The sequence below is a fragment of the Streptomyces sp. R41 genome (genome assembly GCF_041053055.1).
In the GTDB taxonomy this organism is placed as follows: domain Bacteria; phylum Actinomycetota; class Actinomycetes; order Streptomycetales; family Streptomycetaceae; genus Streptomyces.
Map to the genome: position 1 here is coordinate 587,736 of NZ_CP163443.1, position 24,702 is coordinate 612,437.

Sequence of the window (24,702 nt, forward strand, 5' to 3'; positions counted from 1 at the left end):
GGTCGACCCGACGATGACAACGTTGTCTCACTCGCGCTGTCTGCGAAGAGCCCTACCCCTCGTCCTCGCCGTCTCGGCGGGGTTCGCTCTCCCCCAGCCGTCCGCGGCCGCACCCACGGCGACCGTCTGCAACAAATACTGCGAAGCCCGCGACCCCGCCCTCTCCCCGCAGGACCGCACCCCGGTCTCCACCACCCTCTTCTCGCGCTCGCTCACGCTCCACTTCGACGACACGGACGCGATGGGCTGGGCGTCGCTGGACAACGGCGGCCCCGGGGACGAGGTGTGGCTCGACCGTTCCTTCGACGGCGGCCGCACCTGGAGTTCGGGCAGCCGCCTCGGTGACACCACCGTGCCTGCGGGGCAACGGGGTTGGCGCACCCTCATGTACAACGTCGACGACTGGAACAACCACGGCGTCGGCGCCCTGCGCGCCTGCGGCAAGGCCGGCGACCGCAGCGACATCGCGTGCACCGCCTGGGCGCGTACGACATGGAACGCGGGCGAGCGGCGTACGGCCGCCGCGACGGCCCAGATGATGTTCTACGACAACTCCACCGGCCTCTTCGCCACGACCGGCTGGTGGAACTCGGCGAACGCGCTCACCGCCCTGATCGACAACATCCGGGTCACCGGCATGGGCAGTTACCGGTACGCCGTCGCCGCCACCTACGATCGCCAACTGGGCGCGCAGGGAGGCCAGTTCCGCAACGACTACATCGACGACACCGGCTGGTGGGGACTCGCCTGGGTGGCGGCGTACGACCTGACCGGCGACAGCCGCTATCTCGACACCGCGCGGGCCGACGCCGACCACATGGCCGCGTACTGGGACACGACGTGCGGCGGCGGGGTGTGGTGGAGCACCGCGAAGACGTACAAGAACGCGATCGCCAACTCGCTCTACATCCAGCTCAACGCGGCCCTTCACAACCGCATCCCCGGCGACAGCGGCTACCTCGCGCGTGCCCGGGCCGGCTGGTCCTGGTTCCAGTCGACGGGCATGGTGAACTCCGCGCACCTGGTGAACGACGGCATCAGCCTGTCGACGTGTCGCAACAACGGCGGCACCGTGTGGTCGTACAACCAGGGCGTACTCCTCGGAGCGCTCACCGAGCTGAACCGCGCGACCGGCGACGACACGCCGCTCACCACGGCGCGCCAGATCGCCGACGCGGCCACCACCTCGTCGGCGCTCAACACCGCCGACGGCATTCTGCGGGACCCCTGCGAGAACGGGGACTGCGGGGCGGACGGCCCGTCCTTCAAGGGCGCCCATGTGCGCGGCCTGGGCAAGCTCAACTCCGCTCTGCCCGACCATCCGTACACCGCGTATCTGAGGAGGCAGGCCGACGCGGCGTACGGCGGGGACCGCAACGCTCTCGATCAGTACGGTCTGCGCTGGTCAGGCCCCCTGGACCGGATCGACGCGGCCCGACAGCAGAGCGCTCTCGATCTGCTGAACGCCGCCGGGTGAGGGAGCCGAGGAGGCCCCACCGGCCATGGGCCCGGTGGGGCCTTCCGTCCTCGGTGGGCCGTGGGTCAGCGCACCGCGGCGGGCCGGAACCGCCGGTACAGGGCCACCCCGCCCAGGACGAGGGCCGCGCTCCCCGCGATCGCCGGGAGCGTCTGGTCCGCGCCGGTGTGCGCGAGCGAGGCCACCGTCTGCTGCGGGGCGTGCCGGGGCGCCTGGGGACGCGGGTACGCCTTGGTCGGGGCGGACGGCGTGGGGGCGGGCCCGACCGGGTGCTGAGGCACGCCGGAGGTGTTCGTGGACTCGTTGCCGATGGCCGCGTTGCCGAGACCGACCACGGTCACGGAGTTGCCGCTGACGTTCACCGGCGCATGCACCGGGAGCTGTACGTCGTTGCCCGAGAGCACGCCCGGCGAATCCTTTCCGCTGCCGTGCGCGACGGCACCGCCGCGCGTCCCGCCGGGCTCCCCGGCCGCGCCGCTCTTGTTGGCGCAGCTGTTGCCCGCGGCCGGGTTGAGCAGCCCGGCCACGTTCACGGTGTTGCCGCACACGTTCACGGGAACGTGCACCGGGAGCTGGATGGTGTTGCCGGAGATCAGCCCGGGCGAACCTGCCGCGGTGCCGTCAGCCCCGGAGTCGGCGTGCGCCGGCATGGTCACGGCCAGCGCGCCCGAGGCGGCGGCAGCGGCGATCAAACCATTTCGGGTAACCCGATTCATAGGTTCCCTGCCTTCCAGACATGGTCGCGGGCACTCGCCCGCATGGCGTAAAACGCAGAAGAACCATCCGAGTTATGGCTTATCGGCCTTTCACTCCATCGAGCGTCACGGCTTTCGAACTGGCGCGCGAGGCCTGAGAGCGGGAGGCGGCCGGCGTGCGGGCGCGCAGGGTAAGGCACGACGGCCCGCTCCGCTCGCCCAGAGGCGTGGCCCCGGACCCGCGCTTATCGTGAGCGAGGGGGTATCGCCGGTCCACCGCCGGGGGTCCCTGGAGGCATGCATGCTGTCCGTGCACCAACGCTGCGCGTTCGCCGGAGCCGCGACCGTGACCCTGGCCCTGCTGGCGGCCGGGCTGCCCGCGGTGGCGACGGCCGCCGACAGCCCGGATCTGTCCCGTTTCTACAGCCAGAAGATCACGTGGTCGGCGTGCAAGGGCGACGGGATGCCCAAGGATCTGCAGTGCGGGAAGGTGACCGTCCCGCTGGACTACGCGCACCCCGGTGCCGGGACGCTCGACGTGGCGCTGGCCCGCTATCGGGCCACGGGCAAGTCGAGGGGTTCCGTGCTGCTGAACTTCGGCGGCCCCGGAGTCGCGGGGATCAGCCAGCTCGCCCTTTCGGGCAAGGACTTCATGAGCCTGACGAACGGCTACGACGTGGTGACCTTCGACCCCCGCGGCGTCGGGCAGTCGTCACCCGTCAGCTGCGGCGAGGGCGCCGACGAGGCCTCCGCCGCGATCGACACCACCGCCGACAGCAGTGATCCGCAGGCCGCCCTCAAGGTCGTGAAGAAGGCCGCCGAGCTGTGCGCCAAGCACTCCGGTCCCGTACTGCCGCACATCGGCACGGTCAACGCCTCCCGGGACATGGACGTGATGCGCCAGGCGCTCGGCGACAAGAAGCTCAACTACCTCGGTTTCTCGTACGGGACCCGGCTGGGCGCGGTGTACGCGTCCCAGTTCCCCAAGAAGACCGGCCGGCTGGTGTTCGACGGGGTGGACACGCTCACCGAACCGCTGTCCGAACAGGGACTGGTGAGCGCCGAGGCGCAGCAGACCGCCCTTGAGGACTTCCTCACCTGGTGCACGAAGGACATGGGCTGTCCGTTCGGGCAGGATCCGCGCAGCGCGCGACAGCAGGTCGTCCAGCTCGTCCACTCGCTCGACCAGGACCCGGTCCCGGCGGACCTCGGCCAGCAGTTCTCCGGCCAGGATCTCGTGGGTGCGATGAGCCAAGCGATGTACAGCAAGGAGTACTGGCCCACCCTCGAGCAGGCCCTCAAGCAACTCGTCCAGGACGGCGACACCCGCGGACTCACGCAGCTGTCCGGAGGCATCGCCTTCCCGGGCGCCTCCGCGGCGGCCCGACGGGACGGCGGCCTCGTCGACGAGCAGGACATACCCATCGACAACCTTCCCGCCGCTCTGATGGCGATCAACTGCGCGGACGACCCCGACCGGCCCACCGCCGACCAGGTCACCAAGGACATCGACAAGCTGCGCGCCTCGTACGAGGAGGCGTCCCCCGTCTTCGGCCAGTTCCGGCTCACCCAGGTGCTGCTGTGCTACGGGCGCCCCAAGGGCACCGACTACATCCGCGACAAGGTGCGCGACGTCCACACCCCGAAGATGCTGCTCGTCGGAACGCGCGGCGACCCCGCGACCCCGTACCGCTGGACCATGGAGACCGCCAAACGGCTCGGCTCGTCGGCCGTCGTGCTCGACAACAAGGGCGAGGGGCACACCGGGTACACGTCCTCCAAGTGCGTGCATCAGAAGGTCGACGACTTCTTGCTGTACGGGTCCCTGCCGCACAGCGGCAGCTCGTGCGGGACGGAATCCGACCACTGAACCCGGGTGCCGCGTGCGGGCCGGGAGGGCCACAACCGCGTAACACGGACAACTCGGCTACAACCCCTTGTGCACCCCGGCCGTCACACTGAGCAGGCGTCGCCGCGACCGGGCACGCCGTACCCGCATGTGACCACACCAGGGGGAACTCCACCGATGCGCATCCGAACCGTTCTCGGCCTTTCGACCGCCGCCACCGCACTCCTGCTCACCGTGCCGCAGAGCGGCTCGGCGGCACCCCAGCCCACGAACGCCGCCACCCGGCCCACGCAGGCCGCTCTGCCCGCGAAGTGCGCGGAGAAGGCGCTCAAGCTGCGGGCCGAGCAGTCCGCGGACCCCGCCGTCGTGCACATCAGCGTCACCAACCGCTCCACTCGCGCCTGCACGGTCGACCGCATCCCCACCGTCACCTTCGGCGACCTCGACGGCGCCGCCCTGCCGACACCCGCGGGGGACAGCGGACCGTACCGGATCGGCGCGGGCAGGACGGCGTACGCGGCCGTCCGGACGATCGCCGACCCGGCCGACCCGGAGGCCCGCCGGGTGGGCTCCATCGGGGTCTCCGCGAACCCGGCGTACGCCGGACGGTCCTTCACCGCGAAGGAGCTGGGCGCCGGTGACGCCGTCCTCGTGTGGGAGCCGGTGACGACATGGTGGAAGTCGTCCGTGGCCGCCGCGGACAGGGCGCTCGGGCTCAGCTGAGCGACACCTCCGGCGCGTACATCTCCATCCAGAGCGCCAGGTCGAGGGTCCGTTCGAGGCCGCGCCGCGACGCCTGCGTGATCTGCGGGGTGTCGCGGTCGGCGGCCCGGCGGACCCTTTCGCGGTCGACGAGGTCGAAGACCGGGTGCGAGGGGCGGGTCAGCAGGTCTTTGACATGCTCCTGGAGGGCGATCGCGTACTTGGGGTCCTGGGTGGACGGATAGGGGCTCTTGACCCTGTCGTACACGGACTTCGGGATCAGGTCCGCGGTCGCCTCCCGCAGCAGGCTCTTCTCCCGGCCGTCGAAGGACTTCAGGGACCAGGGCGTGTTGTAGACGTACTCGACGAGCCGGTGGTCGCAGAACGGCACCCGGACCTCCAGGCCGACGGCCATGCTCGCGCGGTCCTTGCGGTCGAGCAGGATGCGCACGAAGCGGGTCAGGTGGAGGTGGCAGATGCGACGCATGCGGTATTCGAAGTCGCTCTCGCCGTCGAGGCGCTGGATGCCGGCGACGGCCGTGCGGTAGCCCTCGGCGATGTACGACTCCAGGTCCAGCGTCTTGGCGACGTCCGATCGCAGTACGTCGGAGTCGTCGCCGAAGTGCTGTCCGAACCGCACGAGCCAGGGGAAGGTGTCGGCGCGGCGGGCCTCCTCGTCGAAGAACTGCAGGTAGCCGCCGAAGACCTCGTCCGCCGACTCCCCGGAGAGCGCGACCGTGGAGTGCTCGCGGATGGCCTGGAACAGCAGGTACAGCGAGGCGTCCATGTCGCCGAAGCCCATGGGGAGGTCGCGGGCGCGGATCATCTTCGCCCGTACGTCCGGATCGGCGAGGGCGTGCGAGTCGAGGACGATGTCCTGGTGGTCGGTGCGGGAGGCGCGGGCCACGTCGTGCACGAAGGGCGCGTCGGGCGTGCCGCGCAGTTCGTCGGCGACGAAGTGGTCGGTCCGGCCGACGAAGTCCACGGCGAAGCTGCGGACCTTCTCGCCGTGCTCGGCGAGCTGCCGGGCCGCCAGCGCGGTCATGGCGGAGGAGTCGAGGCCTCCGGAGAGCAGGGTGCAGCGCGGCACATCGGCGATGAGCTGGCGGCGCACGATGTCGTCGAGGAGCGAGCGGACGGTGGCGATGGAGTAGTCGCGGTCGTCGGTGTGCGGCCGGGTCTCCAGCTGCCAGTAGACATGGCGGCGCAGGCCGCTGCGGTCGACGGTGACGACGGTGCCGGGCTCGACCTCGTGCATGCCGTCCCACACGGCGTGCCGGGGTGTCTTGACCAGGGCGAACAGCTCTCGCAGGCCGTCGAGGCGGACCCGGGCTCCGGCCTGCGGGTTGGCCAGGATCGCCTTGGGCTCGGAGCCGAACAGGATGCCGTCGGGGGTCGGGTAGTAGTAGAAGGGCTTGATGCCCATGCGGTCGCGGATCATCACCAGCTTGTCGTGGCGGCCGTCCCAGACGGCGAACGCGTACATGCCGTTGAGCCGCTCGGGGAGCTGCTCGCCCCATTCGAGGTATCCGCGCAGGACGACCTCGGTGTCGGAGTCGGTGGAGAAGCGGTGCCCGCGGTCGGACAGCTCGCGGCGCAGCTGGGTGAAGTTGTAGGTCTCCCCCGAGTAGACGAGCGCGACCGTGCCGTCCGGCGTCTCGGCGGTCATCGGCTGACGCCCGCCGGGCAGGTCGATGATGGCGAGCCTGCGGTGTCCAAGGGCCGCGGGACCGTCGACCCAGGTGCCCCGGTCGTCGGGTCCCCGGCAGGACATCGTCTCGGTCATTGCATCCAATGTCCCGGTCTCGGTGCGCAGGTCGCGGTCGAAGGAGACCCAGCCGGTGATGCCGCACATGCGTTACCTCCCGCGTCCGGTTCGCCTGGAGCGCGGCGCCGACCTGCGGTTTTCAGGGGCGCGCGATCGCTTCCGCAAAACCAGTTGTATCTAGCAGCTATACGACAAGGCTGTTTCATGCGCGGAGGGCCGTCAACACGTACGTAATCTGCCCGGCCCAGCCACCCCCACCGTTTCGGGCGCGCTTTGCCCGCGCCGGACCCGCGGATTCCGCTGGTGCCCGGCCTCCGTCAGCAGGAATCGGCCATGGGCAAAGACTTGCTCAACATCCGGCTACGTCCCTGGGCCGTCCGGGGCCACTCGAGCGGCGCGCCCGCGATCGCCCATCTCCTCGCCGTGGGTTTGACTCATGGTGTGCGCCGGATGCTCTTGCTGCTGCTCGTCGCCCTCGGCGCGGCCGGGGCGCTGGTCCTGGTGTGCGCCGTCTCGCCGTGGTGGTGGTTCGCGGCGGGTCTCCTGCTGACGCTGACCATGCTCGGCGTATGGGACCTGGTGCAGCGCCGCCACTCGGTGCTGCGGAACTATCCGCTGCTCGGCCACCTCCGCTTCCTCATGGAGGCGCTGCGCCCGGAGCTGCAGCAGTACTTCGTCGAGCGGAACTACGACGGACGCCCGTACGACCGCGAGGTGCGCAGCATCGTGTACGAGCGTGCCAAGGGTGTCGAGGCAGAGGAGCCGTTCGGCACCGAGCGGGACGTGTACCAGGACGGGTACGAGTTCCTGCAGCCGTCGATGCTCCCGGTCGAGGTGCCTCGGGAGCCGCCCGTGGTCCGCGTCGGAGGTCCCGACTGCACCCAGCCGTACGACATGGCCCTGCTCAACGTCTCCGCGATGAGCTTCGGGTCGCTGTCGTCGAACGCGATCCTGGCGCTCAACAGGGGTGCGGCGCTGGGCGGTTTCGCGCAGGACACCGGCGAGGGCGGCCTGTCGGAGTACCACTTGCGGGGCGGCGGCGACCTGATCTGGGAGATCGGCACGGGGTACTTCGGCTGCCGCACTCCCGAAGGGGGCTTCGACGCACGGGAGTTCGCGGACAAGGCCGCGCTGCCGGAGGTCAAGTGCGTGTCGCTGAAGCTCTCCCAGGGAGCGAAGGCCGGCTTCGGCGGAGTCCTGCCCGGCGCCAAGGTGAACGCCGAGATCGCCCGGGCGCGCGACGTCCCGGAGGGCAGGACGGTGATCTCACCGCCGTACCACCGCGAATTCTCGACCCCGCGGGACATGGTGCGATTCCTCGCCCGTATGCGGGAGTTGGCAGACGGCAAGCCGACCGGTTTCAAGCTCTGCGTCGGCTCGCGCCGCCAGTTCCTCGCGGTCTGCAAGGCGATGCTCGCCGAGGGCGTCACGCCCGATTTCATCGTGGTCGACGGCTCGGAGGGCGGTACCGGGGCCGCGCCGCTGGAGTTCGCCGACAATCTCGGTACGCCACTCACCGAGGGGCTGATCACGGTGCACAACGCGCTGGTCGGTACGGGGCTGCGGGACCGGGTGCGGATCGGCGCGAGCGGCAAGGTCGCCATCGGTTCGGACATCGTCAAGCGGCTGGTGCAGGGCGCGGACTACACGAACGCGGCCCGCGCGATGATGTTCGCCGTGGGCTGTCTCCAGGCCCAGCGCTGCCACACGAACCGATGCCCGGTGGGCGTCACGACACAGGACCCGCGCCGGGTCCGCGCCCTGGACGTGGCCGACAAGTCCGAGCGCGTGCACCGCTACCAGCGGGCGACGGTACGCAGCGCGAGCCAGATCATGGCCGCCATGGGGGTACGGGATCCGGGCGAGCTCGGGCCTCACCAGTTGCTCCGGCGTACGGACCCGACGACCGTCCGGCCGTACGCGGAACTCTACGAGTGGCTCGCGCCCGGCATCCTCCTCCAGGAGCCGCCCGCCTCCTGGGACGCGGACTGGGCCGCCGCCGATCCGGACGCCTTCTGAGGGTCAGAAGCCGACGGGGTCGCGCACGATGGGGCAGGTCATGCAGTGACCGCCGCCCCTGCCTCGCCCGAGTTCGGCGCCGACGATGGTGATGACCTCGATCCCGGCCTTCAGCAGCAGGGTGTTGGTCTGGGTGTTGCGGTCGTAGGTGAACACCACACCCGGTTCCAGGGCGACGGCGTTGTTGCCGCTGTCCCACTGCTGCCGCTCGGAGGCGTACACGTCGCCGCCCGTCTCGACGACCCGCAGTTCGGGGAGGCCGAGCGCCTTGGCGACGACGTCGGTGAAGGGGCGCGAACCCTCGTCGGTGAGTTCGATGCCGGGCGCCTTGTCGCTCGGCCGGAGGGAGAAGGTGTGCACCGCGTTCATGATGGTCGGGTAGAGGGTGACCAGGTCGCGGTCGGCGAAGGTGAAGACGGTGTCGAGATGCATCGCGGAGCGCAGCTTCGGCATGCCCGCGACGACGACGTGCTCGGCCGCCCCGTCGCGGAACAGCGCGGCCGCGACCTGTGTGATGGCCTGGCGTGAGGTGCGCTCGCTCATGCCCATGAGCACGATCCCGTTGCCCACCGGCATGATGTCGCCGCCCTCGAACGTGGCCTGGCCCCAGTCCAGTTCGGGGTCGCCCCACCACACGGTGGAGCCCGCGAAGTCCGGATGGAAGGTGTAGATCGCCTTCATCAGCAGCGTCTCGTCGTGCCGGGCGGGCCAGTAGAGCGGGTTGAGCGTGAGGCCGCCGTACAGCCAGCACGTCGTGTCGCGGGTGTAGAGGGTGTTGGGCAGCGGCGGCATCAGGTATTCGCGTACGCCGGTCGACTCGCGGGCCAGCGCGAGATAGCCGGAGCGGAACTCCTCCGGCAGGTCGGCGGTGGCCAGACCGCCGATCAAGTACTCGGCGAGCCGGGAGGGTTCGAGGGACTCCAGAAAGGCCCGGGTGTCGTCGATGAGTCCGAGTCCGACCTCGTTCGCGATGATCTTCCGGTCCAGGAGCCAGTCCCTGGCCGCCGGGAGCGCCATCGTCTGGGCGAGCAGGTCGTGCAGTTCCACCACCTCCACGCCCCGCTCGCGCAGCTTGTTGACGAAGTCGGCGTGGTCGCGCTGCGCGTTCTCCACCCACATGACGTCGTCGAAGAGCAGGTCGTCGGAGTTGGTGGGGGTGAGCCGGCGGTGCGCGAGGCCGGGTGCGCAGACCAGCACCTTGCGCAGCCTGCCGACCTCGGAGTGGACGCCGTACGCCGGACGGCTCGTGGTGTCTTGGCTGGTCACGGTGTGCCTTTCTCCGGGGCAGACAGATCGGACGGATCAGAGGCTGATCCAGCCCAGCGCCAGGGCGACGATCCCCAGGACCGCGCCCGCGATCGAGACGACGAGGATGACGTGTTCACGGGGCGAGAACAGCCGTCTGTCCTGCTCGCGCCGGGCCATCACGAACAGGACCGTGGCAGGCGCGTAGATGATGAAGGAGACGAGGATGTACTTCAGCCCTGCGGCGTAGATGAGGAACGCGGTGTAGACGGTGGCGAGTACGGCGATGACGAGGTCTTTGCCGAGGCTCCCCCGCGCGATCTTCACGGCGAAGGCCGCCGCCAGCAGGAACGGGATCAGCGTCAGCGCACTGGTCAGATCCAGCGCGAAGTTGAACGCGTCGTCCGAGAACAGCGTGACGACCAGTACGACTTGGCTGAGCAGCGTCGTCATCACCAGCGCGGGCACGGGCACGTCCGCCGCCGTGGAGCGGCCGAGGAAGCGGGGCATGTCCTCGTCCTTGGCGGCGACGAACAGCACTTCGGCCGCCATCAACGTCCAGGCGAGATAGGCGCCGAGGACCGAGATGATCAGCCCGACGCTGACGAAGACCTTGCCCCAGGTGCCTACAGCGCTTTCCAGTACTCCGGCCATGGAAGGTTGCCGCAGCTCGGCGATCTCGCTCATCGGCATCAGTCCGTACGACACGATCGTGACCGAGGCGAAGATGGCGAAGACGCTCAGGAAGCCGAGCAGGGTCGCCCGGCCCACGTCCTCGCGGCGCCTGGCGTGCCGCGAGTAGACGCTCGCGCCCTCGACTCCGAGGAACACGAAGACCGTGGCCAGCATGGTGCCCTTGACCTGTTGGAAGAGGGATCCGGCGTAGTCGGCGCCGCCGAAGTTGTCGGCGAAGACCTGCGGTTTCAGATAGAAGAGCGCCAGGATCACGAAGACGAGGATCGGCACGATCTTGGCCACGGTGACGATCCGGTTGATGGCCGCGGCCTCCTTCACCCCTCTGCGGATGAGGAAGAAGAACGCCCACAGGCCGACCGAGGAGAGCACCACCGCGAGGACGGTGTCCCCGTCGCCGAGCGCGGGTGCGATCGCCCCGATGGTCGACATGATGAGCACCCAGTACGTCACGTTGCCGACACAGGCGCTGGCCCAGTAGCCGAACGCCGAGAAGAAGCCCAGGTACTCCCCGAAGCCCGCCTTCGCGTACGCGTAGACGCCCGCGTCGAGGTCGGGTCTGGCAATCGCCAGCCGCTGGAAGACGAAGGCGAGCATCAGCATGCCGGTACCGGCGACGGCCCAGGCGATCAGAGCGCCGGCCACACCCGTCTCCTGGGCGAAGCGCCGCGGCAGGGAGAAGACCCCGGCCCCGACCATCGAGCCGACGACCATCATGGTGAGCGTCAGCAGCGTCAGCTTGGCGGCCGGCGGCGCCTGAGTTTCCGTGTCGGCCTGCGTCATGGGCGTCCTACGGAGACGGGCATCGTCGTACGACGACCACGATGCGGGGGAAAGCCATCTGGCGACCCGAGTGACACTAACAATCACTTGCCCCAAATGCCCGATAGGCGAATCGGTCCTATGGTGCTGGTATGGAGCACGCACTCAGCCCCGCGACCCTCACCGAGCTGCGCAGGCCGCGGCCCTATCCGGCGGTGTCCGTGCTGACGCCGACACACCGCCGCGAACCCGACAACGCACAGGATCCGGTCCGGCTCCGCAATGTCGTGGCCGAGGCCAAGAAGCAGCTGGAGGCCGACCCCTCGGTGACCCGCGAACGGCGTACTGATGTCGTCGAGCAGCTCGAGCGGGCCCTGGCCGAGGTCGATCTGGCGCACGCAGAGGACGGCCTCGCGATCTTCGCGGCGCCCGGCGAGCACCAGGTCTGGTCACTGGCCCGCACCGTGCCCGAGCGCGTGGTGCTCTCGGACACCTTCCTGACCCGCAACCTCGTCGCCGCACAGGCCTCGGAGCGCCCCTTCTGGGTCCTCGCGGTCTCGGCCGACCGGGTGACGCTGTGGAACGGTGGCGCCGGTCATGTCGTCGAGGACCACTCCGGTGGCTTCCCGCTGATCAGGGACCGCGAGAATTTCGACGCGGAGCGCCAGGAGCAGATCGGCGACATGCCGAGCACCTTCCGGGACGAGGGCACCCGCCACTTTCTGCGCGACGCGGACACCGCCCTGACCGCGGTCCTGCGCGAGCAACCGCGGCCGCTGTACATCACGGGCGAGCAGGCCGCGCTCTCGACGCTCGACGAGGTCGGCACCGTCACCAAGGACGCCGTCCACATGCCGCACGGCGGTCTCGCGCACGGCACCCCCAACGCCGTGTGGCAGGCGGTCCAACCGATCATCGCCGCCGAGGAGCGCAAGAGCATCGACACGGTGAGCCGTGAGCTGGAGGCGGCCCGCGGCCGCAAGGCGTTCGCCGCCGGTGTCGACGAGGTCTGGCAGAACGCCTCCGACGGTCGCATCGGGCTCCTCGCGGTCGAGGAGAACTACCGCGTGACGGTCCGCGACGACGGAGGCGACCATCTGGTCCCGGCCGAGAGCGGTGATCTGGACGCCCGCGAGGACATCGTGGACGAGATCGTCGAGCGCTGCCTGGACACGGGCGCCGAGGTCCGATTCGTCCCCGACGGCAGCCTCGGGGACGCGAAAGGCATCGCCGGGGTACTGCGTTACTGATCTTTCCGGCCGACAATCGGACCACGGGGACCGATCTGTCGGCGGAAAGGTGCGGAGCGCGTGAGCGAGCTGTTGGGTGTGGCGGTCCTGGGTGCCGGACACATGGGTGCCGACCACATACGGCGAATCGACCAAGTGGTGAGCGGCGCCAGGGTCGCCACGGTGGCGGATCCCGACACCGGCCGGGCGAAGGACGCCGTGGCCGGCATCGACGGTGCCTCGGTCCACACGGAGGTGTCGGCCGCACTCGACGCGCCCGGCGTCCAGGCGGTGTTGATCGCCTCCCCCGGGCCCGCGCACGAGGAGGCGCTGCTCGCGGCGTTCGAGCGCGGTCTGCCCGTGCTGTGCGAGAAGCCTCTGGTGCCGGAGTCGGCCGGGGCGCTGCGCGTGGTGGAGGCCGAGGCACGGCTCGGGCGGCGGCTGACGCAGGTCGGCTTCATGCGCCGGTACGACGCCGAGTATCAGCGTCTCAAGTCGCTGCTGGACAGCGGGCGGTTGGGCCGTCCGCTGATGCTGCACTGCACGCACCGCAATGTGTCGTCCCCGCCCGGCTTCACCTCGGCGATGCTCGTCAACAGTTCCGTCTCGCACGAGATCGACGCGGCGCGCTGGCTGCTGGGCCAGGAGCTCACGGCGGTGACCGTGCTCCGTCCGCAGCCGACCTCGCATGCCCCGGAGGGCCTGCTCGATCCCCAATTCGTGCTGTTCGAGACCGCGGACGGGACTCTGGTCGACGTCGAGGTCTTCGTCAACTCCGGCTTCGGCTACCAGGTGCGGTGCGAGGCGGTCTGCGAATCGGGGACCGCGCGGATCGGGGACGAGCACGCGATGGTGGTGACGACGGCGGACGGTGCGTTCGAGGACGTGGCCCAGGACTACCTCGTACGGTTCGCGGATGCCTACGACCGCGAGGTGCAGGCATGGGTGGACGCCACCCGGGCGGGCCGCGTCACCGGGCCCAGCGTCTGGGACGGGTATGCGGCGTCCGCCGTCGCCGAGGCGGGGGTCCGGGCGCTGGAGAACGGCGGCCGGGTGACCGTCGAACTCGCGCCGCGCCCGGACCTGTACGCGTGAACCGCGACGGCGGGTGCTCGGACCCGCCGTCGTACTGGGTCAGCCGCTGACGCTCGCCGCGCCCGTCTCGATGTGCCCGGTGAACCGACGCGACCAGCTCGCGTCGGAGTCGACGGTGATCGTGAAGTCGTACCAACCGTCCTGGTACGCCACCGCGTTGAAGAAGTCCTCGGTCGAACCGCCCGCGGCGACGGTGTAGGTCCAGGGACCGTCAGTGCGGTAGTGGCTGGAGGTGATGGTGAACTTCACCGAGGAAGTCGAGGAGTTGGCCATCTTGAAGTAGATGGCCGTCTTCCCGGTACCGGGCTCGGTCGCGTAGCGGGTGCTCACCTCCGCCGATTTGCCCGCCTTCGTCGCGTCGCCCTTGAAACGGCGCAGGAAGCGGTTGGGGCCGACCATCGAGATGTCGTACTTCCCGTCGCCGTACCCCGAGCCGATGTTGAAGGAGTCGGAGGCGGTGGCGCCCGCGTCGACCGTGTACTGCCAGGGCGTGGTGTCGCGGTAAGCGCTCGGGTGGATGGAGAAGTGCGCGGCGCTCTTGGCGGGCGTGCCCTGGTTGACCATGGTGAACCAGGCGAGGATCTTGCCGTTCGCGCCGAACTCCAGGTGGTCCAGGTAGCCGCCGGGCTGGTACGGCAGCGCGCGGGCGGGCCGGGTGCCGGGCTCCTGGGCGGGCAGCGCGTTGGTGGTGGGCACCGGGTTGGGCAGGGGGCCGCAGGTGTCGTATCCGATGACGCTGGTCGCGGGCAGGGAGGCCGCACCGTAGACCGGATGCGCGAAGTCGAAGACGCCGGTCAGATCGCCGGTCACCTTGCGGCGCCAGGCGCTGATGTTGGGGCAGGCGGCGGGCTTGCCGAGGGCGCTGGTCCAGGTCTCCAGGAAGCGCAGCACGGAGGTGTGATCGAAGACCTCCGAGGAGACCCAACCGCCACGCGTCCAGGGCGAGATGACGAGCATGGGCACGCGGAAGCCGAGACCGTACGGAACGCCGCCCAGGAACTCCCCCGCCGTACCCGCGGGCGGCGCCGGGGGCGGGACGTGGTCGAAGAAGCCGTCGTTCTCGTCATAGTTGAGGAACAGAACGGTCGAGTTGAAGACGCTCGAGTCGGCGGCGAGCGCCTTGTACACCAGGTCGACGAAGTGGGCGCCGTCGCCGGGCGGAGCGTACGGGTGCTCCGAGAAGGCCTGGTTGGCGACCACCCAGGAAACCTGGGGCAGGGTGCCCGCGAGGACGTCGGCCTTGATGGCGGCGGCGATGTCGTCGGGGGTGGAGCCGGTGACCTTCGGCACGGAGGCCATGCCGCGGTCGTACAGCGGGTCGCCCGCCTTGGCGGCGGCGAACTTCTTGAAGTAGGCGCAGCCGTTGTCGCCGTAGTTGTCCTGCGCGTTCTGGTAGACCTTCCAGCTGACGCCGGCCGTCTGGAGGGCCTCGGCGTAGTTCTGCCATGTCAGTCCGGACTCGTCGCCGCCGTCGTAGCTGGTGCTGTCGACCTTGCCGCTCCACAGGTACGTACGATTGGGGCCGGTGGCGCTGAGGCTGGAGCAGAAGTAGGCGTCGCAGATGGTGTAGTTGTCGGCGAGTGCGTAGTGGAACGGGATGTCGGAGCGGTCGAGGTAGCCCATCGTGCGGATGCTGCCGACGCCCGAGACCCAGTTGTCGAGCCGTCCCTTGTTCCACGCGGAGTGCTGCGAGGACCAGGAGTGCGGGAGGTCGCCGTTGCACTGCGCGAGGGTCTCGCCGTCCTTGCCGCCCGCGGCGGGCGTGGAGCTGAGCTTCCACGGGTACTGCCTGCCACCGCCGTTGGGCTGGTTGAAGACGGAAGTGCCGCCGGAGAGCGTGATGCCGCTGCGGTCGTCGAAGCCGCGGACGCCCTTGAGACGGCCGAAGTAGTGGTCGAAGCTGCGGTTCTCCTGCATGAGGATCACGACGTGCCGTACGTCCGAGATGGTGCCCGTCGCCGTCGCAGCGGTGCCGGCGGCCGCTGCCGGACGCGAGCCGACGCCCATCGCCGCGCCTGCCGCCACGGATGCGCCGAGCCCCACAAAGCCTCTTCGGCTGATCGGTGTCATTCGTCCGCCCTCGTCACTGGCATGCCCCTGCGGCACACCGCGCGCAAGCGTGCACGCGGTGATCGTCAAGGTCCATACCGGTGCGGTGAGGCGTGGGTGAACAGCGGTCGAACCTCGCCGGATTCACCGTCCGCGCGGTCGGCGGCGAACACCACCGCCGACCGCGTCCGGTTCCTCGATGCGTGTCCCGTCAGAACCCGGGCAGTTCGCGCATCCTGAGCTGCTGCACCAGCAACAGAGTGTCCGCGTTCGCCCAGTACTCGGCCAACTGGCCGTCCTCACCCGGAGAGTGTCGGTACTCGTGAACGCCACCTTGTTGCCGATCGCCTCCTCGGGAGCGCCCGGAAACCCGCCGCGGTAGGTGCCCCGCGCCTGCCGGCGGACCACCACATACTCGTCGGTGGCGATCGGCCCGACCTGGATACCTGTTTTCAGTGGGCGTCGGGCGCGTCCGGGGCCGAGTCGGGAACGAGGATGACCTTGCCGGTGACGGTGCCGGACTCGGCCAGCCGCATGGCTTCCGCGGCCTGACTGAGCGGGATGCGGGCCGCGACCTGCGCGGTGATGGAGCCGTCGGCGAGCAGGGCGAAGACGTGACCGAGGTCGGTGCGCAGGCGGTCGTGGAAGGCCGCCGCACGACGCTTGCCGGCCCAGATGTTGTAGAAGTGCGTACGCCGGCCGTTGGGCAGGAGCTTCCAGAGGAACAGCCGTCCAACGAGCTTGAGGACGGGCAGCTTGGAGGATCCGGCGACGTCACGGGTGGCCGCGGTGCCGTACGAGACGAGCGTGCCGCCCCGGGCCAGCAGCCTGAAGGAGTCGATGATGCCGTCGCCTCCGATGTGGTCGAAGACGGCGTCGACACCGCCCGGTGCCAACTCCCGCACCTTGGCGGGCAGATCGGCCGCGCGGTAGTCGAGCGGAGTCGCGCCGAGCGCGCGCACCGCGTCGTGATGCCGGGGCGAGGCGGTGCCGATCACGCGGATGCCGGCGTGCGTGGCCAGCTGGACCAGGGTGGAGCCCACGCCGCCGTTCGCCCCGTGCACCAGCACGGTCCCTCCGGCGCGGACCTCGGCGATGCGGTGCAGCATCTGCCAGGCCGTGATGCCGTTGACGACCACTGTTTCGGCGTCCGCGGGGTCCAGCGCGGCGGGGACCTCGACGAGATCGGCGACGGGCAGGACGACCCGGCTCGCCCAGCCGCCCACCTTGGTCAGAGCGGCGAAGCGCCGGCCCACCAGTGACGCGTCCACCCCGGCGCCGGTCCGGACCACGACGCCGACGAGGTCGTAGCCGGGCACGAAGGGGAACGGCGGCTGGTCGTAGTACTTGCCGCGGCGCATCTGCTGTTCGGCGAACGACACCCCGGAGGCCTCCAGGGCCAGGACGACCTCACCGGCCGCCGGTTCCGGCGCGGGGCGCACGCGGATCTCGAGGCCGGAAGGCTCCACGACACCCGGGAGGACGACTTCGGTCGTCACATCGGCCACGGTCTCGGTGTCCATGACGGTCAGAGCTCCTTCGTTATAGCTTCTCGTGTTCGTGATAAGTTCTAACGAGAGCTTGCTCCTCTATATTCCGTGAGTCAAGGGCCACCCACAGAAGACGAAGAGGCGATGGCATGGCGGCAGAGAGCCGGACGGAGCCCGGCCTGCGCGATCGGTTCCGCGCACAGGTACGGCAGGAGGTCAAGGCCGCGGCACTGCGGCAACTGGCCGAGGGCGGGCCGGAGGCGCTGTCGCTCAACGCCATCGCCAAACAGGTGGGCATGACCGGCCCCGCGCTGTACCGCTACTTCACCAACCGGGACAGCCTCCTGACCGACCTGGTCATCGACGCCTACGGGGACCTGGCGTCCGCCCTCTCCCGCGCGGCCGACGCCGGCACGACGGACCCCGTCGCCCGCCTGACCGCGGTCGTCCACGCCTACCGCGCCTGGGCAGTGGCCGAGCCGCACCGCTACCGGCTCCTGTTCCGGGCACCGCTCCAGGGCTACGACGCACAGTCCACGAGCCTGGTCGAGGCCTCTCAGCCCGCCATGAACGTCGTACTGGAGGTGGTGGCCGCCCTCGCGAAGCCGAGTACGCCGGTCCCGGAGGGCCCGGCGGCCCATTTCCGGGAGTGGATGAAGCGCCACGGAATCGAGGACGTGCCGGCGGCGGTCGCCGCGCGGACCACGATGCTGTGGGCCCATCTGCACGGCCTGGTCGGCCTGGAGATCGAGGGCAACTTCACCTCGATGGGCATCGACCCGGCCGCTCTCTACGAGACCGAGGTGAAAGACTTCGTGCGCTCACTGTCAACTTGACCCGGTCCTGAAAGGACCGGGCTTGGAGGTAGGGCACCACTGGCTGCGGTGTGGCCTCCTCCGTCCAGACACCCTTATGGGGTGGCAGGGACGCGTGACTCACGCCCCGCAGTCCACGCAGCCTCGCCCTTGCGGGCGATGTTGTGGGAAGCGTTCTGGTCTGCGTGGGCAACGACCCCGCAGTTCCGGCAGGTGAACAGGGCCTGGCTTGCCCGGTTCTTCTTGTCGAGGTGGCCGCACTCGCAGCACTGCTGCGAGGTGTAGGCGGGATCGACGAAGACCACGGGCACGCCGGCCCTGCGGGCCTTGTAGACGATGAAGTCTGCGAGCTGGGCGAAGGCCCAGGAGTGCAGTGCGACCCGTTGGGGCTTGCGGAGCCGTACCCTCTGCCGGATTCCCTTGAGTTCTTCCAGGGAGATTCCGGCCGAGGTGCGTTCAGCCTCGGTCACGATCGTCTTGGCGATGATGTGGTTGGTGTTGGCGGCGTGGCGCTGCTCGCGCCGGTTGCGCTTCTTCAACAGCCGCTTGGCGGACTTGGTGCCCTTGGCCTGCAACTTGCGGCGCAGGTCGAGTTGCCGCTTGCGGTGCCGGTTCAGGCCGCGCCCGGCGGCCTTGCGGCCGGTGGAGGTGGTGGCGATGTTGACGATGCCGAGGTCCACACCGATGAAGCCGTCCGGCTCGTAGGGATCGGCCTCGGGAACGTCGCAGGTCGCGATCAGGTAGAACACACCGTCGCGTTCGATCAGGTCGGACTCGCCCTGCCGGTGCTCCCGGAGCGTCTTGAGTGCGTCGGCGGAGCAGGCGAAGCGAACGTCCTTGATGCGCCCGGAGGTTGTCCAGATCGACACGGTCTGCACGTCGTACTGCCAGCTCAAACACCGGTCGTCATACGGCTGCGCGGCCTCACGCCGGAAGGCGATCGGCTTGGACTCGGCCTTGACGCGACGCTTCGATCCCGGCCTGCCGAGGTTCCCGGCCTTGATGTTGGCCTTGAGCGTCGTGTAGGCGTCGCGAGTCTTCTTGATGACGTGCTGGGCGGCCTGCGCCCCCAGCCCACGGGCCCGAAGTTCGCCGTAGGTGTGCTTGCGCAGCTCGTACTCACGCGGAACACCGCGCTCGAACGCCACCGCCGACACCCAGTTCGCGGCCTCGTTGACCGTGCGCAGCGTCACCGACAGCGCGGCGGCCTGGTCGGCCTCCGGTGTCAGCTTCACCTGCACGACGACCTTCACGACCGTGATCATATCGTTGCTCTATGTCACCACGCGAGCCAAACCCCAATATCCGCAGGGGCCGTAGGGTCGCCCACACCCTCCACGCTCACTTGGTCTTCACACCCAAGTACCGGCGCGGGCCGTTCACAGACGAGATCCTGCGACGCTGCGAGGAAGTCATGCGCGCCGTCTGCGCCGACTTCGAAACCGAACTGGTGGAGTTCAACGGCGAGACCGATCACGTGCACCTCCTAGTGCACTACCCGCCGAAGGTCTCCCTGTCCCGGCTGGTCAGCTCCCTCAAGGGCGTCTCCGCCCGCAGGCTCCGCCAAGAGTTCCCCGCCCACATCCGCACATACCTGTGGGGCGATCACTTCTGGTCCCCTTCCTACTTCGCCGCGTCCTGCGGCGGCGCACCCCTCAGCATCATCAAGGAGTACATCGACAACCAGAAGCGCCCCGACTGAGGTCAACAGTGCAGACCCATGGGAACCTCCGGGCTATGCCACGATCAATCATCACTGTCAGAGCAGTCCAAAGAAGCGCTTCCTCCCGGCTCTGAAGAGCCGGGGTTCCGCGCTAAATCAAGCTGAACCCGAGCGAGTTTGCCGGATCCGGTAATCGAGAAGGCTTCGCACAAACACCCCTCGAACAGGAGGATGAACAGCGGGCACGCGTACCCCGACGGAACATCAAGTCACGTAGGCCGTCTACGACTTGACCACGCCGGACGCGTACCGAATCGGTACCGCACACCCGGTCCGAGAGGACTGCGGCATATGCCAGAAGCACCACCGTATCGTGTGTTGCCAAATCCCTTACAGCGCGTCGCAGGCTGTGCAACAGTCGTAACGGTCCTTCCTTCAGCCTTGGTCGTACCGTCCCCGCATCGGAGTACGTCATGCCCTCCCATCTCTCTGCGGACCGCTCAGCCGCTCAGCCGCCCCAGCGCGGCACGGTCGACGCGCTGATCTCGCAGACGCGGCTGCTGCGCGGCGAGGTGGACGCCGTACGGCGTGACGCTCCCGTCGACGGCGAGGACCCGCAGGGACGCTGGCAGCGCGCGCTGTGCAATCTGGCGATGCATCAACTCAACGACCTCGATGAGCACTTGGCCCAGCTGCGGGACGGACCGCCGCCCGTGCCCGTCCAACCCGCAGCCGTCCCCGCCGCACGAGCCGTGCCGGCCGCATCCCGGCGCGGCTCGCTGCTGAGCCGGGTCGGCAGCGCCGAGTGGAACCTGCTGACGGACGAGGCCAGTTGGTCCGGTGAGCTCTATCAGATCCTGGGCCGCGACCCCGCCGCTCCCCCGCTCACGCTCGACGAACTGCCGTCGGTGGTGCTCGACGAGGACCGGCAGATGCTCACGGCGATGGTCACGGACTGCCTGGTCGACGCCAAGCCCATCGACGGGGAGTTCCGCATAGCGCGTCCCGACGGCGGGGTGCGGACCGTGCACATGATGGGCGAGCCCGTGCTCGACGCCGACGGCAGCACCGCCTCGATGTGGGCCGTGCTGCGCGACGTCAGCGAACTGCGCCGCAGCCAGCGGACGGTGAGCGAGACCCGTGACTCGCTGCAACGCGAGCGGCACATCGCGCAGACCGAGCACCGGCTCGCGGTCGAGCTGCAGGAGGCCGTGCTGCCGCCGTGGCGTGGCTCCCTGCGGTTCCCGCAGCGGGGCGCGCAGACCCTGGACCTCGCCGCCCGCTATCTGCCCTCGTCGACCAGCGCACTGATCGGCGGCGACTGGTACGACGCTCTCGAACTGCCCGACGGCGACACCTTGTTGAGTGTGGGTGACCTCACCGGCCACGGAGTCGCCGTGACCTCGGGCATGGCGATGCTGCTCGGCGCCCTGCGCGGCATGGCGGTGACGGGCACCCAGCCGGGCCAACTCCTTTCCTGGCTCAACCAGTTACTCGACGCCTCCGTCCAACCTGCCCTCGGCAGCGCCGTCTGCTGCCGCTATCGGCCCCAGACCCACACCCTCAGCTGGGCGCAGGCGGGACACCCCGCCCCGCTGCTGTTCCGCAACGGGACGGGGCGCGCACTGGCAGCACCCGATGGCGTGCTGCTCGGAGCGACATCGGGTGCCGTCTACGGGCAGGCCGAGGTGCCCCTCGAAGAGGGCGACCTGCTGCTCCTGCACACCGACGGACTGGTGCCGTGGCGATGGGGGTCCCCCCGCTCGAGCCAAGCCGAGGGTGGGGGAGGAACGGCGGCCGTCCAGAGGCTGCTCGACCTGGGCCCGCGCTTCGACGCGGCCCGCTCTGCCCAGGAATGTGTACGGATGGTTGTGGAGGAATTCGGCGAGACCGAGCGCGAGGACGATGCCTGCGTGCTCATCGCCCGGGTCGGCTCCTGACGACGCTGTCCATCGGGGTCATGCCGCGACCCGGGCCTGGAAACCAACCCGTGTTGCCGACACGGGCCCCCCTTACGCCCGCGCGCTGTTGCCGCCCCTGGGCTTCAAGGAGCCGTTGGGAAGGGCGAGTTTGATCTCCTCACGCAGGTCGTGGATCTTCGGATAGCTGGAGTACTGCCCGGTGAGCCGGTACATCTCGCGCAGCCGGTCCCAGGTGCGGTGGGAGGAGTTGGCCCCCATCGACGTCAGGGCCAGTCGCGCGTACCGGTCGGCCTGTTCGGGGTCGTCGGCGATGAAGCAGGCCGACGCGAGAGAGATGTGGTCGAAGATCTTCGACCGCTCCCGGCCCGACTCGCGCAGCTTCAGTGCCTCCTTCGCGTGGCGCTGCGCGGTGGCCGCCGCGGCCGGCTCGTGTTCGGCGAGGGTGCGATAGGCGAGGGCCTGCATGCCGTGCATGTCGGCCTCGTCGAACAACTGCATCCAGCTCGGCGGAGGTACGTCGCCCCGGTCGGAGACGAACAGGTCCTCCGCCTGACCGAGGGTGCGCCGCATGGCCTGACCCTTGCCCATGGACGCCTGTGCCCAGGCCTCGATGGTGTAGAGCATGGCCCTGGTGCGGGGCAGCACCTCGTCGCCGGAACCGGACTTGGCGAGCTTCATGAGATCGAGTGCGTCGTCGGGCCGACCCAGGTGCACCATCTGGCGAGCCGCTCGGGAGAGCGCCTCCCCGGCGCGGGGCCGGTCACCGCCCTCTCGGGCCGCGTGGGCGGCGATGACGAAGTACTTCTGGGCCGTGGGCTCCAGGCCGACGTCGTGCGACATCCAGCCCGCGAGGACGGCGAGGTTGGCGGCGACGCCCCACAGGCGCCGCTGCAGATGGTCGGGGTGTCGGTAGGAGAGCATGCCTCCCACTTCGTTGAGCTGGCCCACCACAGCCTTGCGCTGCAGCCCGCCTCCGCGGGCCGCGTCCCAGGCCCGGAACACCTCGACCGAGCGCTCCAGTTCCTCGATCTCCTGCGACCCGATGGGGGCGGCCTCGTAGCGGTCGAACCCAGCGGGGTCGGCGTGCAGGGGATCGTCGAATTGGGGAGCGTCGGCCGAAAGGGCCGGATCGGTGTGGAGCCAGTCGTGCATGGCCGTACTGAGTGCGGATCCTGCGGCGAGCGCGGCACCCGCGCCCACCAAGCCGCGTCGGTTGAGCATGAGGTCCATTCCCGTGAATTCGGTGAGGACCGCGGCGGTTCGCTCGGGCGCCCACGGCACACCGTCGGGATGTTCCGCATTCCCGCCGCCCTGCCGTTTCCCCACGCGCCCGTGCCGGACCAGACCGAGGTCCTCGATGGTCACGACACGGCCGAGACGCTCGGTGAACAGAGCCGCCAGCACCCTCGGCACCGGATCGCGCGGGATCTCTCCCATGTCGATCCAACGCCGCACCCGCGAGGTGTCGGTCGCCAGTTGGGGGTGGCCCATGGCCGCCGCCTGCCGGTTGACCATCCTCGCGAGTTCGCCCTTGGACCAGCCGGCGAGGCCGAACAGGTCCGCCAGGCGGGTGTTGGGTTGTCCGTTCACGTCAAGCCCCCAGGTTCTCGGCTGATTTGACAGTAACCGCCTGTCAGTTGCTGAGCGACTATTCGCCAGGGTTCGCCAGGGTGCGCCAGATGGTGTGCCACTCGGCATCGGGTGTCAGGTAGGAACGCGCCACCCCGACCCGGTTGCCCCACGGACATTCCCCAGGGTGCACCAGGGCGGCCGGGGCGGGTAGCGCGGCAACTTGCAGGCACACGAAGGGATCTGTATCGCCCATGTACACAGCATCGTCCTCCGTGTCCGCTCCGCCCCGGTCGCTGCACCCCCGCCCGGTCGGCGGCGGCCCCTACCTCGACCCCGCGCGCCCGGCGGCGGCTCCCGTGCTCGGCGCCGGCAGGACGCGGCGCGTTCCGGGGCTCGGCACCCAACCGCTCAGCGGGAGACTCGACTTGTCCGGCCCTCAGGGCGCGCAGCTGCGCACGGCGATCGCGTCGGTGCACCGGATCTGCCCGGAGTTCGCTCCGGTCCAGGTGCTGCGCCGCAGCGGACGCTCCGTGCTCCTCGTCGGCACGACGGGGCGCAGCACGGCCGTCGCCAAGTGTTTACTGGACCACTCCCCCATCTGGACCGAGCGGATCCGGCATGAAATAGCGGCCTACCGCTCGTTCGTGCGGCACCGGCCGCCGGTGCGGGTGCCCCGGCTGATCGCGGCGGATCCGGACAACTGCACGCTGGTGATCGAGCGGATGCCGGGCCGGGTGGCTGCTCTGCAGCGGCATCCGGCGGAGGCCCCGCCCCGCGCGGACATCCGGGCGGCGCTGGGCGCGATCTGCCGGCTGAACGCGTGGCGGCCGCCGGCGGGGACGTTCGACGCCCCGCTGGACTACGCGGAGCGGATCTCCCGTTTCCATGAGCTGGGTCTGCTCACGGACCGGGACATGGGCGATCTGCAGAAGCTGGTGCACGGCATCGCCCACTCGGCGGGCCGGCAGGGCATGGGCCAGTTCTGTCACGGCGACGCACTCCTGTCGAACATCCTTCTCTCACCGGCCGGTCCAGTGCTGGTGGATTGGGAGCACGCGGGCTGGTATCTGCCGGGATACGACCTGGCGACGCTGTGGGCGGTCCTCGGGGACGCTCCCGTGGCCCGGCGGCAGATCAGCCAGCTCGCGCAGTCGGCGGGGCCCGCGGCGCGCGACGCCTTCCTGGTGAACCTGATGCTCGTCCTCACCAGGGAGATCCGTACGTACGAGACGGCCCTGCAGCGTTCGATGCACGACACGACCCCGGCGGCACCGGGACCGGCCCACCCGGGTGCTGCGCCGTCCGGCGAGGAGCAGCGGCTGCTGCTGAGGCGGCTGCACGACGACTGCCAGTTGGCCCGTCGGGCCGTTCGAGCGGCGGTCGGCACTCGCTGACGGGGACGGAGGTCCGCGGTTGCGCCAGGGACAGCGGCGCACCGCGGACCTTCGTCGTGTCCGGCAACGCCCGGCTCGCGAGGCCGTGCTCAGGTGTCCCCCGTTCGGATTATTGGTCCACTCCACTGACGCCCCGCAGGCCGGGTGACCACCGCCACGAAAACCCCTTCATCCAGCGCTGACGTGGGAAATCGCCTGTCTCTGGGCATGATTGACGGATCGTCGGAGAGCGGGTACCACTGACGCACGATCGGCCCCCGCAC

The 24,702-nt window shown here is 69.7% G+C and carries 18 protein-coding genes; 10 read left to right on the top strand and 8 right to left on the bottom strand.

Annotation, left to right across the window (positions count from 1 at the left end):
* The first annotated feature begins 13 nt into the window (after positions 1-13).
* Positions 14-1,477, top strand: a complete 1,464-nt coding sequence (locus AB5J53_RS02865) for a glycoside hydrolase family 76 protein (protein WP_369244075.1) — start codon at positions 14-16, stop codon at positions 1,475-1,477.
* Between the two features lie 65 nt (positions 1,478-1,542).
* Here AB5J53_RS02865 and AB5J53_RS02870 read toward each other — a convergent pair whose 3' ends face one another.
* Positions 1,543-2,193: a chaplin gene (locus tag AB5J53_RS02870; protein WP_369244076.1), complete on the bottom strand. Its 651-nt coding sequence runs from the start codon at positions 2,191-2,193 to the stop codon at positions 1,543-1,545.
* A gap of 280 nt (positions 2,194-2,473) precedes the next feature.
* Here AB5J53_RS02870 and AB5J53_RS02875 point away from each other — a divergent pair, with 280 nt between their 5' ends.
* Together AB5J53_RS02875 and AB5J53_RS02880 are read left to right on the top strand one after the other, a co-directional pair.
* Positions 2,474-4,042 carry an alpha/beta fold hydrolase gene (locus AB5J53_RS02875; protein WP_369244077.1) on the top strand — a complete coding sequence of 523 codons (1,569 nt, stop codon included), beginning with the start codon at positions 2,474-2,476 and terminating at the stop codon, positions 4,040-4,042.
* Positions 4,043-4,198: 156 nt separating this feature from the next.
* A complete protein-coding gene (locus AB5J53_RS02880) occupies positions 4,199-4,744 on the top strand; it encodes a DUF4232 domain-containing protein (protein ID WP_369244078.1) in 546 nt (181 codons plus the stop codon).
* Here the strand turns inward: AB5J53_RS02880 and asnB are convergent.
* Positions 4,737-6,578, bottom strand: coding sequence for an asparagine synthase (glutamine-hydrolyzing) (asnB, locus tag AB5J53_RS02885; RefSeq protein WP_369244079.1), 1,842 nt, complete (start codon positions 6,576-6,578; stop codon positions 4,737-4,739). The two genes, AB5J53_RS02880 and asnB, sit on opposite strands and share 8 nt — an antisense overlap.
* A gap of 363 nt (positions 6,579-6,941) precedes the next feature.
* On the opposite strand from asnB, the gene AB5J53_RS02890 reads away from it, so the two are divergent.
* Entirely contained in the window at positions 6,942-8,510 is a 1,569-nt protein-coding gene (locus AB5J53_RS02890) for an FMN-binding glutamate synthase family protein (RefSeq protein WP_369252022.1), read from the top strand.
* A 3-nt stretch (positions 8,511-8,513) separates the two neighbouring features.
* Here the strand turns inward: AB5J53_RS02890 and AB5J53_RS02895 are convergent, their stop codons facing one another.
* Positions 8,514-9,776, bottom strand: a complete 1,263-nt coding sequence (locus tag AB5J53_RS02895) for an arginine deiminase (protein ID WP_369244080.1) — start codon at positions 9,774-9,776, stop codon at positions 8,514-8,516.
* Between the two features lie 36 nt (positions 9,777-9,812).
* Positions 9,813-11,231 (bottom strand): basic amino acid/polyamine antiporter, encoded by a 1,419-nt coding sequence (locus tag AB5J53_RS02900; RefSeq protein ID WP_369244081.1) that lies wholly within the window; start codon positions 11,229-11,231, stop codon positions 9,813-9,815.
* Between the two features lie 131 nt (positions 11,232-11,362).
* Here AB5J53_RS02900 and AB5J53_RS02905 point away from each other — a divergent pair, with 131 nt between their 5' ends.
* Together AB5J53_RS02905 and AB5J53_RS02910 are read left to right on the top strand one after the other, a co-directional pair.
* Entirely contained in the window at positions 11,363-12,460 is a 1,098-nt protein-coding gene (locus AB5J53_RS02905) for a chemotaxis protein (protein WP_369244082.1), read from the top strand.
* A 60-nt stretch (positions 12,461-12,520) separates the two neighbouring features.
* Positions 12,521-13,534, top strand: a complete 1,014-nt coding sequence (locus tag AB5J53_RS02910) for a Gfo/Idh/MocA family protein (protein WP_369244083.1) — start codon at positions 12,521-12,523, stop codon at positions 13,532-13,534.
* Positions 13,535-13,573: 39 nt separating this feature from the next.
* Here the strand turns inward: AB5J53_RS02910 and AB5J53_RS02915 are convergent, their stop codons facing one another.
* Together AB5J53_RS02915 and AB5J53_RS02920 are read right to left on the bottom strand one after the other, a co-directional pair.
* Positions 13,574-15,604, bottom strand: coding sequence for a phosphocholine-specific phospholipase C (locus tag AB5J53_RS02915; protein ID WP_369244084.1), 2,031 nt, complete (start codon positions 15,602-15,604; stop codon positions 13,574-13,576).
* A 431-nt stretch (positions 15,605-16,035) separates the two neighbouring features.
* Positions 16,036-17,106 (bottom strand): medium chain dehydrogenase/reductase family protein, encoded by a 1,071-nt coding sequence (locus AB5J53_RS02920; RefSeq protein WP_369244085.1) that lies wholly within the window; start codon positions 17,104-17,106, stop codon positions 16,036-16,038.
* 116 nt (positions 17,107-17,222) lie between these two features.
* Between AB5J53_RS02920 and AB5J53_RS02925 the strand changes: the two genes are divergently transcribed.
* Positions 17,223-17,909, top strand: coding sequence for a TetR/AcrR family transcriptional regulator (locus AB5J53_RS02925; RefSeq protein WP_369244086.1), 687 nt, complete (start codon positions 17,223-17,225; stop codon positions 17,907-17,909).
* A gap of 74 nt (positions 17,910-17,983) precedes the next feature.
* Here AB5J53_RS02925 and AB5J53_RS02930 read toward each other — a convergent pair whose 3' ends face one another.
* Positions 17,984-19,153, bottom strand: a complete 1,170-nt coding sequence (locus AB5J53_RS02930) for an RNA-guided endonuclease InsQ/TnpB family protein (protein WP_369244087.1) — start codon at positions 19,151-19,153, stop codon at positions 17,984-17,986.
* Between the two features lie 11 nt (positions 19,154-19,164).
* On the opposite strand from AB5J53_RS02930, the gene tnpA reads away from it, so the two are divergent.
* Positions 19,165-19,590, top strand: a complete 426-nt coding sequence (tnpA, locus tag AB5J53_RS02935) for an IS200/IS605 family transposase (protein ID WP_369244088.1) — start codon at positions 19,165-19,167, stop codon at positions 19,588-19,590.
* A gap of 434 nt (positions 19,591-20,024) precedes the next feature.
* On the top strand, positions 20,025-21,491 hold the full coding sequence (locus AB5J53_RS02940; protein ID WP_369244089.1) for a PP2C family protein-serine/threonine phosphatase: 1,467 nt from the start codon (positions 20,025-20,027) through the stop codon (positions 21,489-21,491).
* Between the two features lie 72 nt (positions 21,492-21,563).
* On the opposite strand, the gene AB5J53_RS02945 is transcribed toward AB5J53_RS02940, so the two are convergent.
* Positions 21,564-23,063 (bottom strand): hypothetical protein, encoded by a 1,500-nt coding sequence (locus AB5J53_RS02945; RefSeq protein ID WP_369244090.1) that lies wholly within the window; start codon positions 23,061-23,063, stop codon positions 21,564-21,566.
* Positions 23,064-23,296: 233 nt separating this feature from the next.
* Between AB5J53_RS02945 and AB5J53_RS02950 the strand changes: the two genes are divergently transcribed.
* On the top strand, positions 23,297-24,439 hold the full coding sequence (locus AB5J53_RS02950; RefSeq protein ID WP_369244091.1) for an aminoglycoside phosphotransferase family protein: 1,143 nt from the start codon (positions 23,297-23,299) through the stop codon (positions 24,437-24,439).
* Positions 24,440-24,702 lie beyond the last annotated feature (263 nt).